General features: G+C 60.4%; 8 protein-coding genes and 1 riboswitch. Of the genes, 5 read left to right on the top strand and 3 right to left on the bottom strand.

The genetic code is table 11. From position 1 onward, the window contains the following. Positions 1 to 94: 94 nt before the first annotated feature. The 3 genes from H8F22_RS20635 to H8F22_RS20625 all read right to left on the bottom strand — a co-directional run bounded on the left by H8F22_RS20635 (position 95) and on the right by H8F22_RS20625 (position 2,931). Positions 95 to 676, bottom strand: coding sequence for a TMEM165/GDT1 family protein (locus tag H8F22_RS20635; protein ID WP_027925988.1), 582 nt, complete (start codon positions 674 to 676; stop codon positions 95 to 97). A gap of 92 nt (positions 677 to 768) precedes the next feature. Beyond that, a riboswitch (yybP-ykoY riboswitch) is annotated at positions 769 to 893 on the bottom strand. A 40-nt stretch (positions 894 to 933) separates the two neighbouring features. Continuing rightward, entirely contained in the window at positions 934 to 1,932 is a 999-nt protein-coding gene (locus tag H8F22_RS20630; RefSeq protein ID WP_027925989.1) for a class I SAM-dependent methyltransferase, read from the bottom strand. A 33-nt stretch (positions 1,933 to 1,965) separates the two neighbouring features. Next, a complete protein-coding gene (locus H8F22_RS20625) occupies positions 1,966 to 2,931 on the bottom strand; it encodes a 2-hydroxyacid dehydrogenase (protein WP_027925990.1) in 966 nt (321 codons plus the stop codon). 313 nt (positions 2,932 to 3,244) lie between these two features. On the opposite strand from H8F22_RS20625, the gene H8F22_RS20620 reads away from it, so the two are divergent. The 5 genes from H8F22_RS20620 to H8F22_RS20600 all read left to right on the top strand — a co-directional run bounded on the left by H8F22_RS20620 (position 3,245) and on the right by H8F22_RS20600 (position 12,301). Beyond that, complete coding sequence (locus H8F22_RS20620; RefSeq protein ID WP_027925991.1) at positions 3,245 to 3,874, top strand: LysE family translocator; 630 nt, start codon at positions 3,245 to 3,247, stop codon at positions 3,872 to 3,874. A gap of 153 nt (positions 3,875 to 4,027) precedes the next feature. Continuing rightward, the gene (locus H8F22_RS20615) at positions 4,028 to 5,710 is read left to right on the top strand and encodes a fatty acid--CoA ligase (RefSeq protein ID WP_027925992.1); all 1,683 of its coding nucleotides are present in this window, start codon (positions 4,028 to 4,030) and stop codon (positions 5,708 to 5,710) included. 337 nt (positions 5,711 to 6,047) lie between these two features. Then, a complete protein-coding gene (locus H8F22_RS20610) occupies positions 6,048 to 7,949 on the top strand; it encodes a DUF1302 domain-containing protein (RefSeq protein ID WP_059182170.1) in 1,902 nt (633 codons plus the stop codon). A gap of 28 nt (positions 7,950 to 7,977) precedes the next feature. Beyond that, positions 7,978 to 9,342, top strand: a complete 1,365-nt coding sequence (locus H8F22_RS20605; RefSeq protein ID WP_027925994.1) for a DUF1329 domain-containing protein — start codon at positions 7,978 to 7,980, stop codon at positions 9,340 to 9,342. A gap of 220 nt (positions 9,343 to 9,562) precedes the next feature. Continuing rightward, positions 9,563 to 12,301 carry a LuxR C-terminal-related transcriptional regulator gene (locus H8F22_RS20600; protein ID WP_027925995.1) on the top strand — a complete coding sequence of 913 codons (2,739 nt, stop codon included), beginning with the start codon at positions 9,563 to 9,565 and terminating at the stop codon, positions 12,299 to 12,301. Positions 12,302 to 12,327: the final 26 nt, after the last annotated feature.

The following is a 12,327-nucleotide window of genomic DNA, read 5'->3' as shown; positions in this document are numbered from 1 at the left end:
TGGTTTTGTGATCGACACTAACCCTATTAGGAGTGAGCCGGCTCCGGGCGGCGCTCCGATGACGAACGATATCGCGGTCTACCGACTTGCCGGGTTAAACCCAACCGCTGCTCTGCATCGCCTTGTACACCGCAACAATCGCCAGGATGAAGAACGCCGACGCCGCCAGTCGACGGATCAGGGTCAATGGCAATTTGTCCGCCGCAAAGTTACCGGCCAGCACCACCGGCACGTTGGCAATCAACATGCCCGCAGTGGTGCCGATGATGACCAGCCACAGATCCGGGTATTGCGCCGCCAGCATCACGGTGGCGACCTGGGTCTTGTCACCCATTTCCGCCAGGAAAAACGCAATCAGCGTGGTCAGGAAAGGCCCGAACTTGCGCGCGGTGCTGACGTCATCGTCCATCTTGTCCGGCACCAGGGTCCACAACGCGGTCGCGGTGAAGCTGGCGGCCAGGATCCAGTGCAATGTCGCATTCGAGAAGAAGCTGCCGAACCAGGCACCGACGGCACCGGCGGCGGCGTGGTTGGCCAGGGTCGCGGCGACGATGCCGGCGATGATTGGCCATGGCTTGCGGAAGCGGGCAGCGAGAATGAGCGCGAGCAGTTGCGTCTTGTCGCCGATTTCGGCCAAGGCAACGATTGCGGTCGGAACGAGAAGTGAATCCAGCATCATCAGGGTTTTTCCTAAGGGGCGGGTCGACACGGCTATGACACGTACAGCCTTCCCGCCCCGGGTAAGGTGTTCGTGTCATAGGTCTTGTCAAACCCTGCGTACCGTCTGATGCGGACGCTTGGGTCGCATACGCCATGGTCTGAGGACCAAGTATGTTGACGTATGCCGGACGAGCATGGCGCTCGTGGGAGACTACTCCCCTAGGACGGAGCGGATTCTGCCTAGGCAAAATCCGTTAGGCAAGCACTTATTTGTCAGCCGCGTTTGGCCCGGTAGATTCGGAAACCCTGTCCCTCGGCCTTGATTGCACACACGCCGAGGTGCTCTTCGATCAGTGGTTGGTACTTCAGGAAGCTGTTGGCGACCAGCCGCAGCTCGCCGCCGTTTTTCAGATGTTTGGCCGCTTTTCGCAGCAAGTTCTCTGTAGCGAAGTAATCGGTATGGACCCCGACATGGAACGGCGGGTTGCTCAAAATCGCACTCAAACCCATCGGTGCAGCGTCGATCCCGTCGCCGGTAATCACCTCAGCTTCCAGACCATTGGCCGCCAGGGTCAGGCGACTGCTGGCCGCGGCAAACGCATCGACGTCGAGCAAGGTCACCTGATTGTGCGGATAACGACGCTTCACCGCCGCGCCCAACACGCCAGCGCCGCAACCGAAGTCCAGCAAGTGGCCGCTCGGCAACTTGTCCAGATGCTCCAGCAGCAGTGCGCTGCCGCGATCCAGCCGACCGTGGCTGAACACGCCCGGCAGGCTGATGACTTTCAATGGCCCTTCAGCCAGTGGCAGTTCATAGGTCTGCGCCAGGCTTTCCAGCGACTTGGCTTCTGGCGCGTTGGCCACGGTGACCAACCAGAGCTGGCAATGACGGGCGCTGTCGAGTTTGCGCGGCTTGCCGAACGGGTTCAGTTGTTTGGCGGCGCCTTCGATGCCGCTGCGTTTTTCACCGACCAGATACAGTTCACGGCCGGCCAGGCGCGAGGCGAGGGCGTTGAGGATGTAATCGGTCAGGTCCTTGGACTTGGGCAAAAACACCACGGCGGTTTCAAACGCACGCTCGGGGGCGTTCACACCAAAATGGCTGCGCTCGGCGAAACGGGCGTCCAGCGCGGCCTGGTCGCCGGCGTGCCAGCACCAACCATGGGCAGCGGGCAGTCGGCCCAGCAGATCGTCGGCGGGCAAACCGGCCAACAACACCGAACCCTGGAATAACTCGGGCTGACGAAGCAGTACTTCACTGCGCGGATCCATACTCTGCTCCTTGAAAAAAAGTGCGGCAGTTTATCAACTGACGACCCGCAGCGCTGTACCGCTGAAGAAAGCCTGCGCGTTTTCGGTCAACTGCCCGACGATTCGCTGTCGTGCTTCGCGACTGCCCCAGGCGTTGTGCGGGGTGACGATCAAGCGCGGGATGTCATCGGCCAGCAAAGGATTGCCCGCCGTCGGTGGCTCTACGCTCAGTACGTCGGTGGCCGCGCCGCCCAGATGACCGTTGCGCAGGGCATCGGCCAGCGCCTGCTCATCGATCAAACCACCGCGCGCGGTATTGACCACGAAGGCGCCGGGTTTCATCGAGGCCAGTTCACGGGCGCCGATGAAGTGGCGGGTGTGTTCGTTGAGCGGGCAGTGCAGGGTGAGGGCGTCGATCTGCGGCAACAGTTGATCCAGCGGCAAACGATCCGGCCGGGCAGGGCGCCCCGGGATCTGACCCAGCAGCACGCGCATGCCGAATGCTTCGGCCAGTCGTGCGACGGCGCCGCCGAGTTCGCCATGGCCGAGTAATCCGAGGGTTTTGCCTTCCAGTTCGACGATCGGGTAATCGAGCAGACAGAACTGTTTCGCCTGCTGCCAGCGACCTTCACCCACGGCTTTTTGATAATCGGCCAAGCGCGTCGCCAGGTTAAGCAGCAACATGATCGTGTGCTGCGCCACCGACGGCGTGCCGTAACCCTGGCAGTTGCAAACGGTAACGCCATGGGCGCGGGCGGCCGCGAGATCGACGTTGTTGGTGCCGGTGGCGGTGATCAGGATCAGCTTCAGGTCGGGGCTGGCGGCGATGGCGTCGGCGTTGATCAGGATCTTGTTGCTGATGGCCACCGTGGCGCCCTTGAGGCGTTCGATCACTTGATCTGGCAGGGTCTGCGCGAACAGTTGCAAGTCGTCGAAGCAATCACGCAACGGGTTGAGGTCGAGGTCGCCAAGGTCCAGGGACGGGTGGTCGAGGAAAACGGCGCGGCGAGAGTTCGTCATCAACTGTACCTTTTGTGCATTGAACTGAAGGCGTAATCTGCCGAGCCTATCAGATGAAACAAATGGTTACGCAGTGCACCAAGTGGCGAAGTTGACGCGCTATGCGATGAAGCACCGCCCCCCCGTAGCAGCTGGCGAAGCCTGCGTTCGGCTGCGCAGCAGTCGTAAACCCGGAACATGCGGACTTTCTGTAAGAGCGCGGTGCCTGATTTCACGACGGCTGTGCAGCCGAACGCAGGCTTTGCCAGCTACTACAGGGATGTTGTCAGCCTGACATTTTTCTTTTCGACCGATCTGCCCCAAAGGAGCCCCCATGTACTGGACAGAGTTCTTGACCGTTGCCCTGATTCACTTGCTCGCCGTGGCCAGTCCCGGCCCGGACTTTGCCGTGGTGGTGCGTGAAAGCGTGACCCACGGTCGGCGCGCCGGTACCTGGACGGCGCTGGGCGTCGGCACCGCCATTTTCCTGCACGTCGGCTATTCGCTGCTGGGCATCGGCCTGATCGTGTCCCAGTCGATCGTACTGTTCAACGCGCTGAAATGGGCCGCCGCCGCGTACCTGCTGTACATCGGCTACAAGGCCCTGCGCGCGCAACCGGCCAAGGCTGTCGATGACAACTTGCACAAGGAAACCGGCGAGCGCACCGCCCGGGGCGCGTTCACCTCCGGTTTTGTGACCAACGGCCTGAACCCGAAAGCCACGCTGTTCTTCCTGTCGTTGTTCACCGTGGTGATCAACCCGCATACGCCGTTGGCGGTGCAAGCCGGTTACGGGGTCTATCTCGCGGCGGCGACGGCGCTGTGGTTTTGCCTGGTGGCGCGGCTGTTCAGCCAACAGCGTGTGCGCGCCGGTTTCGCCCGCATGGGCCACTGGTTCGACCGCACCATGGGCGTGGTGCTGATCGCCATCGGCGTGAAACTCGCGTTCACCGAGATGCATTGATAGCGGGCTGATCCTCGACATCCTGCAAATGCTGGCGCAAAGCTAGCATTTGTACGGCTCTGCAAATCATTCCTTTGGCTGATTTGGCTGACATTGAAGGGCACTAAAGTGCTTTTATTCAGCCAACACCGTGCAGCCAGAAAAGGGATTCATATGTTGCAGACTCGCGTTATCCCCCCAGCCGAAGGCGCTTACCAGTATCCGCTGCTGATCAAGCGGCTGCTGATGTCCGGCGCTCGTTATGAGAAAACCCGCGAGATCATTTACCGCGACCAGTTGCGCTACAGCTATCCGACCCTGATCGAACGGGTCGCGCGGCTGGCCAACGTGCTGACGGCCGCCGGGGTCAAGGCCGGGGATACGGTGGCGGTGATGGACTGGGACAGCCATCGCTACCTGGAATGCATGTTCGCCATCCCGATGATCGGCGCGGTGATCCACACGATCAACGTGCGCCTGTCGCCGGAACAGATCCTCTACACCATGAACCACGCCGAGGACCGCTTTGTACTGGTCAACAGCGAGTTCGTGGGGCTTTACCAGGCGATTGCCGGGCACTTGACCACGGTCGAGAAAACCCTGCTGCTGACTGATCTGCCGGAGAAAACCGCCGATCTGCCGAACCTGATCGGCGAGTACGAGCAACTGCTGGCGGCTGCCAGTGCGCAATACGACTTCCAGGACTTCGACGAAAACTCCGTCGCGACCACGTTCTACACCACCGGTACCACCGGCAACCCCAAAGGTGTGTATTTCACCCACCGGCAACTGGTCCTGCACACCATGGGCGTGTCGACCATCATGGGCTCCATCGACAGCGTGCGCCTGCTGGGCACCAGCGACGTGTACATGCCGATCACCCCGATGTTCCATGTGCATGCCTGGGGCTTGCCGTATGTGGCGACCATGCTCGGGCTCAAGCAGGTGTATCCCGGCCGCTACGACCCGGAATACCTGGTGGAGCTGTGGCACAAGGAGAAGGTCACCTTTTCCCACTGCGTACCGACCATTCTGCAAATGATCCTCAACGCCAAAGCGGCGCAAGGCACGGATTTCGGCGGCTGGAAAATCGTCATCGGCGGCAGTGCGCTCAACCGTACGCTGTACGAAGCGGCCAAGAGCAAGGGCATCCAGTTGACCGCGGCTTACGGCATGTCGGAAACCGGGCCGCTGGTGTCGTGTGCTCACCTCAATGATGAGTTGATGGCCGGCAGCGAAGACGAACGCACCACCTATCGCATCAAGGCCGGCGTGCCGGGGCCCTTGGTGGAAGCGGCGATCGTCGACACTGACGGCAATTTCCTGCCCGCCGATGGCGAGACCCAGGGCGAGCTCGTGCTGCGTGCGCCATGGCTCACCGAAGGCTATTTCAACGAACCGCAGAAGGGCGCCGAGCTCTGGGCCGGAGGCTGGCTGCATACCGGCGACGTGGCGACGCTGGATGCCATGGGCGTGATCGACATTCGAGACCGCATCAAGGACGTGATCAAGACCGGTGGCGAGTGGATCTCGTCCCTGGACCTCGAAGACTTGATCAGTCGCCACGTTTCGGTACGCGAAGTAGCAGTGGTGGGCATCGCCGATCCGCAGTGGGGCGAGCGCCCGTTCGCTCTGCTGGTGCTTCGCGAAGGGCATGAGATCGGGGCCCGGGAACTCAAGGAACACCTCAAGCCGTTCGTGGAATTGGGGCACCTGAGCAAGTGGGCCATTCCTAGCCAGATTGCCCTTGTTACTGAAATTCCCAAGACCAGCGTCGGCAAGCTCGACAAGAAGCGCATCCGCCTCGACATCACTGAATGGCAGGCCAACAACAGCGCGTTCCTCTCGACGCTTTAAGCGTCCTCCGGTGTGCCCGAAAGGGCACGCCAGCCCCACCAAGCAAGCGCTTGGCTTGTGTAATCCGAATTTTCAGCCATCCTTGCCGTGCCGACATGTGTCGGACTGGCGAAAGGACTGTTCCAGAGTGGCCGGCAGCTGCAAATCACACTTTAGAGGGATCAAGCTCTACTACCTGCTGGCTATAGTCCGCTCAAGGATTTTTAAGAACGGAGCAAACGCACAAAACGGGGCGATGCAATTTTGGAGTGACTTCGGGACGCCTTGGCTCCCCGTCACCCACAACGTTTTTAGAAGTGCTCACTGCCATAACAATAATGCACATGGAGTAGCGTCGATGACATCAGTAAACAAGTTCTGGCGCCGGGCGAAATTGCCCCTGGCGGTCAGTCTCGCCTCTTCGCTCGCCGGGCCTGCATTCGGCGTCAGTTTCAACGTTGGTGAAATCGAAGGTCAGTTCGACTCGTCGCTGTCCCTGGGTATGAGTATCTCGACCCAACAGCCGAACAAGAACCTGATCGGCGTCAACAACGGCGGGCATGGCCTGTCCCAGACCTCCGATGACGGTCACCTGAACTTCAAGAGCGGGCAAGCGTTCTCGAAGATCTTCAAGGGCATCCATGACCTTGAATTGAAATACGGCGACACCGGCGTGTTTGTCCGGGGCAAATACTGGTACGACTTCGCGCTGCAAGATACCAACCTGGAATTCAAGAACGTCGAAAACGACGGCCGCAAAGAGGGCGCCAAGTCCTCCGGCGGGCAAATCCTCGACGCCTTCATCTACCACAACTACACCGTTGCCGATGAGCCGGGCTCCGTGCGTCTGGGCAAGCAGGTCGTGAGCTGGGGTGAAAGTACATTCATCGGCGGCGGCATCAACTCGATCAACCCGATTGACGTGTCTGCGTTCCGTCGTCCCGGTGCCGAGATCAAGGAAGGCCTGATCCCGGTCAACATGTTCTATGTGTCCCAGAGCCTGACCGAAAACCTTTCGGCCGAAGCGTTCTACCAGCTGGAATGGGACCAGACCGTTGTCGACAACTGCGGCACGTTCTTCTCTCAACCAGACATCGTCGCCGACGGTTGCGACAACAACCTGCGCGTGCTGAACAAGCGCTCGACGATTCCAGCCATCGCGTTGGGCCCGTTGGCAGCCAACGGTGTCAACGTCAACGAAGAAGGTGTTCTGGTCCAGCGTGGCGGCGATCGTGATGCACGCGACAGCGGCCAGTGGGGCGCGTCCTTCAAGTACATGTTCGACCCGCTGGACACCGAGTTCGGTGCCTACTTCATGAACTACCACAGCCGTGCGCCGATCTTCAGCGCCACCGGTGCGCCACAATCGGTCTACAACGGCGTGGCGGCATTGCCAGGCGCTTTCCAGGCTCTGGGTCCGCTGCTGGTCGCGGGTAACTCGAAATACTTCATCGAATACCCTGAAGACATTCGCCTCTACGGTTTGAGCTTCTCCACCACCCTGCCTACCGGTACGGCGTGGAGCGGTGAGATCAGCTACCGTCCGAACGCACCGGTGCAGTTGAACTCCACCGACATTCTGTTCGCCGGCATTCGTCCTTTGGGCAACAACAATCCGAACAATCCGTTGACCAACGCTTCGTTGCTGTCGGCCGCTCCGGGCACCGACCTGAACGGTTATCGTCGTAAAGAGGTCACCCAGTTCCAGACCACCCTGACGCACTTCTTCGATCAAGTCATGGGCGCCAGTCGTCTCACACTGGTCGGCGAAGTGGGCGTGACCCATGTCGGTGGCCTGGAAAGCACCTCTGAGGTTCGTTATGGTCGCGATCCGGTCTACGGTCCGGGTAGTCTGCCCGCCTCGGGCGCTCTGGACACCTGTGTTGCACTCAACACCAGCACCATCAACGGGGCTGGTCCAGGCGCTGCCACCAACAACCGCAGCCGCAACTGCGACAACGACGGCTTCACCACGGCGACTTCGTGGGGCTACCGCGGTCGTGCGATCTGGGAATACAACGACGTGTTCGCCGGCGTGAACCTCAAGCCGAACGTGGCCTGGTCCCACGACGTGAACGGTTACTCGCCTGGCCCTGGCGGCAACTTCGAAGAAGGTCGTAAAGCAGTGAGCCTGGGCGTCGATGCCGAATACCAGAACACCTACACCGCAAGCCTGGCCTACACCAACTTCTTCGACGGCAAGTACACCACCGTAGATGATCGCGACTTTGTTGCACTCAGCGTCGGCGTGAACTTCTAAGCACTGTTTTTTGAGGACGAACACACATATGAAAATAACAAAGAGTCTGTTCCACGCCGGTGTCTTGGGGCTTTCGCTGCTGGCGAGCAGCGTAATGGCGGCGGTCCCTGCGGCCGAAGCCGACAAACTGGGCAAGAGCCTGACGCCGATGGGTGCCGAGATGGCGGGCAACGCCGACGGTTCGATTCCGGCCTGGAAGCCCATGCCGAAAAACGCCGGCACCGTTGACAGCAAGGGTTTCCTGTCCGACCCGTTCGCCAGTGAAAAGCCGCTGTTCACCATCACCGCGCAGAACGTCGACCAGTACAAAGAGAAACTCGCCCCGGGCCAGTACGCGATGTTCAAGCGCTACCCGGAAACCTACAAGATGCCGGTTTACCCGTCCCATCGCGGCTCCACCGTGCCGGATGACGTGTTCGCCGCCATCAAGAAAAACGCCACCGCAACGACCCTCGTGTCCGGCGGCAACGGCCTGGAAAACTTCGAAACCGCCGTACCGTTTCCGATTCCGAAAAGCGGCGTTGAAGTCATCTGGAACCACATTACCCGCTATCGCGGTGGCAGCGTGACCCGTCTGGTGACCCAGGCCACGCCACAGCCGAACGGTTCGTTCAGCCTGGTGTACTTCGAGGATCAGTTCGTTTTCCGCGACAAGATGAAGGACTACGACCCGAAAAACCCGGGCAACATCCTGTTCTACTTCAAGCAGAAAGTGACCGCGCCGGCACGTCTGGCCGGTGGTGTGCTGCTGGTGCACGAAACCCTCGACCAAGTGAAGGAACCGCGTTCGGCGTGGGTCTACAACGCCGGTCAGCGTCGCGTGCGTCGTGCACCACAAGTGTCCTATGACGGGCCGGGTACTGCGGCGGATGGCCTGCGTACCTCCGACAACCTGGACATGTTCAACGGTGCGCCGGATCGCTACGACTGGAAGCTCGAAGGCAAGAAAGAGATGTACATCGCTTCCGACAGCTACAAAATCGATTCGCCGAACCTCAAGTACACCGACATCATCAAGGCCGGTCACATCAACCAGGACCTGACCCGTTACGAGCTGCGTAGGGTCTGGCATGTGGTGGCGACCTTGAAAGAAGGCCAGCGTCACATCTACGCCAAGCGTGACTTCTACATCGACGAAGACACCTGGCAAGCCGCGGTGATCGATCACTACGACGGTCGTGGCCAGTTGTGGCGTGTGGCTGAGGCGCATGCCGAAGACTACTACGACAAACAAGTGCCGTGGTATGCCTTGGAAGTGCTCTACGACCTGCAATCGGGCCGTTACCTGGCGCTGGGTATGAAGAACGAAGAGAAGTCCGCGTATAACTTCGGCTTCACCGCCACCACCAGTGACTTCACACCGGCCGCACTGCGTCAGGACGGGGTTCGTTAACCTGTACTGAACAGAGGCCGCATCCTCGAAAACGCCCCGACTGGTTCGGGGCGTTTTTTTTTGGAGTTCACAAAGGCGGTGTGGTTGCCGGGTTGACCGACCTCTCTGCTTGTAGACTTTTTGTAGCCATTTGTAGCAATAACCTTCATTCCCTATCCGTTTACCGCTAGTCTGCGGACATCTGCAACGCCGCCATCCGCAATTCAAACAAGAGCCGGCCATGACTGATCTGTCCCCACCCCCGGGCCCCGCAAGCGTTTCCGTCGCCGCATTGGACGGGCGCTTTTTCAGGCCTCCGCTGCCCGACGGCCATGTGCTGCGGCCTCGTCTGTGCGAACGCCTGAGTGCTGGCCTCGGTGGCAGGCTGTTGCTGGTCAGCGCACCCGCCGGGTTTGGCAAGAGTTCCTTGGCGGTGGAGTTCTGTCAGGGGTTGCCACCTTCCTGGCAAAGCCTGTGGCTGGGGTTGAGTTCGCGAGATAGCGACCCGGGGCGTTTCCTTGAGCGGTTGCTCGAAGGGCTCCAGGATTACTTTCCGACACTGGGCAGCCAGGCGCTGGGACTGCTGAAAATGCGCCAGCGCCATCAGCCGTTCGCTTTTGAAGAATGGCTGGACGGGTTGCTGGACGAGCTGGCCATTCACCTGTCGCCAAGTACGCCTTTGCTGCTGGTGCTCGATGATTACCACCTTGCGCAAGGCCCGGTGCTCGATCGTTGCCTGCAATTTTTCCTCAATCATTTGCCGGATGGCTTGCTGGTCATGGTCACCAGTCGACAGCGCCCGGACTGGCACCTGGCCCGTTTGCGCCTGTCGCGCCAACTGCTCGAACTGCATGAACAGGACCTTCGCCTGACCCACGATGAAGCCCTCACGTTGCTTGATCGCCACAGCACTTCATTGCGTGGTGAGGCGCTGGAAAGCCTGATTCAACGCAGTGAAGGCTGGGTTGCGGGGCTGCGATTCTGGTTGCTGGCAGCCGCCGAGGCGGGCACAGAAGGTGCGTTGCCGCAGTCGCTGCACGGCGGGGAAGGACTGATTCGCGATTACCTGCTCGAAGAAGTCATCGATTGCCTGCCGGCCGAAGTGCAACAGTTCCTTTACGACACAGCCCCCCAGGAACGTTTTTGCAGCGAGCTCTGCGACGCGGTTCGCGAAGCTCATGACAGTGCTGAAATCCTGCGTTTCCTCCAGGCACATCAAGTGTTCCTGGTGCCACTGGACGAGCACGGCCACTGGTACCGCTATCACCATCTGTTTTCCGACCTGCTGCGCACCCGGCCCACCGCGCAGACGATAGTGCCCGCGGCCAGCCTGCATTTGCGCGCATGTCGCTGGTTCAATGCACAGGGGCTGCTCGACGAAGCGGTGGAGCAAGCGTTGCGTGCCGGGCATCTGGACGTTGCGGCGAACCTGGTGCAAAACCTCTCTGAAGAACAACTGCTCGCCGAGCAGAACGTCGGCATGTTGCTGCGCTGGAAAATGGACCTGCCCGACAGCCTGCTGATCAGCACCCCCCGATTGATCGTGCTCTATAGCTGGGCGTTGGGGCTGGCCTGTCAGCTGGACGCCGCGGAGGAACTGGCTGCCCATTTGAGCCGCTTCCTGCCGGCCCCTTCGGCCACGGCGCAGAAGTCGATGCTGGCGCAGTGGCTGGCCCTGAGCGGCATCATCGCTCGCGGGCGCGGCAACCGTGATCTGACGCTTCTTTATTGCACTGAAGCGCTGCAGAGCCTGCCGGCCAAACGCTACGGGCAACGCTTGATGTGCCTCTCGACCCTGTCCAACCTGGCCATCGCCGACGGCGATTTGTGGCGTGCGCGCAATTTGAACCGTGAGTCGCTGGAATTGGCGCAGCGTGTCGGCAATCCATTGTTTGAAGCACTGGCCCATTACGACCGCGCCCGTGTGTTGCAGGCGCGCGGGGAAATCCTGCGTTCGCTGCAAGAAGTCCGTCAGGGCCTGCAACGCTTGCAAGGGCTGTCTGCGCAACGGCTTTATGCCGTACGCGCACGGCTGACCATGTATGAAGGTTTCCTGCTGGCCATGCACCTGCAACCACAAGTCGCGCGGGTGCGCTTGCAAACCGGTTTGAGTGAAGCACGGGCCTGTCGCGATATCAGCGTATTGCTCGGCCATTGTGTGATCGCGCGGCTTGAGGGCAACAGCGGCGAGTTCGCCAAAGCCTTCGCCGAACTGGCCGAAGCCGAGCGGCTGATGCACATCTGGGACGTGCCACCGATTTATTACCTGGCGATGATCACACTGGTCAAATGCGAGCTCTGGCTGGCCCAGGGACGCACCGACCTGGCCGAAGCCTGGCTGGCGCGTCTGGGTCAGACCTACAACGGCGAACACGCGGCCGCGCCGCCGGAGTTTCATCCACAGCTGCCGCTGCATATCGAGTTACAGCAGGCCTTGCTGGAAGTCATTCAAGGGCAACCGATGCTCGCCGAAGGGCGGTTGAATGCGTTGCTTGAACATGGGCAGCAAACCGGACGGCAATTGCTTTGTGCAATGGCGCTGACACAAAAAGTGACCTTGTTGCTGACCGGCGGACGGGAGCCCGAGGCCCGCAAGGCACTGGCCCAGGCGCTGGAAGCAGCGGTTGGCGGTGTATTGCAACCCTTCGACGGGTTGCTCGCAGGACATTCGGAGTGGCTGCGCGGGCAATTGCAACTCTGTTCCCAGACCGCTTTTTCACAAAACCTTGCCGAGCATTTACCGATCGTGGCCGTTCGCCCGGTCGTGGAGTCATGTGCGGCGGCAGAACAGCTCAGCACCCGTGAACTGGCGGTACTGCGCCTGATTGCCGAAGGTTGTTCGAACCAGCAAATCAGCGATCAACTGTTCATCTCGCTGCACACGGTCAAGACCCACGCCAGCCACATCAACAGCAAGCTTGGGGTTGAACGGCGTACGCAGGCGGTGGCGCGGGCGAAGGAGATGGGGCTGTTGGTTTAGCAGGAAAAACGCAGTGCCGAGAAAAC

It is taken from the genome of Pseudomonas mucoides (genome assembly GCF_015461845.1).
GTDB lineage: Bacteria > Pseudomonadota > Gammaproteobacteria > Pseudomonadales > Pseudomonadaceae > Aquipseudomonas > Aquipseudomonas mucoides.
The sequence above is the reverse complement of the archived record's forward strand: the minus strand, read 5'-3'. Positions and strand labels throughout refer to the sequence as shown.

What these genes read in the sequence shown, in the direction of transcription:
- H8F22_RS20625 (WP_027925990.1), bottom strand. Translation starts at nt 2,931, where the DNA reads ATGACGAACTCTCGCCGCGCCGTTTTCCTCGACCACCCGTCCCTGGAC.
- H8F22_RS20620 (WP_027925991.1), top strand. Translation starts at nt 3,245, where the DNA reads ATGTACTGGACAGAGTTCTTGACCGTTGCCCTGATTCACTTGCTCGCC.
- H8F22_RS20600 (WP_027925995.1), top strand. Translation starts at nt 9,563, where the DNA reads ATGACTGATCTGTCCCCACCCCCGGGCCCCGCAAGCGTTTCCGTCGCC.
- H8F22_RS20615 (WP_027925992.1), top strand. Translation starts at nt 4,028, where the DNA reads ATGTTGCAGACTCGCGTTATCCCCCCAGCCGAAGGCGCTTACCAGTAT.
- H8F22_RS20630 (WP_027925989.1), bottom strand. Translation starts at nt 1,932, where the DNA reads ATGGATCCGCGCAGTGAAGTACTGCTTCGTCAGCCCGAGTTATTCCAG.
- H8F22_RS20610 (WP_059182170.1), top strand. Translation starts at nt 6,048, where the DNA reads ATGACATCAGTAAACAAGTTCTGGCGCCGGGCGAAATTGCCCCTGGCG.
- H8F22_RS20605 (WP_027925994.1), top strand. Translation starts at nt 7,978, where the DNA reads ATGAAAATAACAAAGAGTCTGTTCCACGCCGGTGTCTTGGGGCTTTCG.
- H8F22_RS20635 (WP_027925988.1), bottom strand. Translation starts at nt 676, where the DNA reads ATGCTGGATTCACTTCTCGTTCCGACCGCAATCGTTGCCTTGGCCGAA.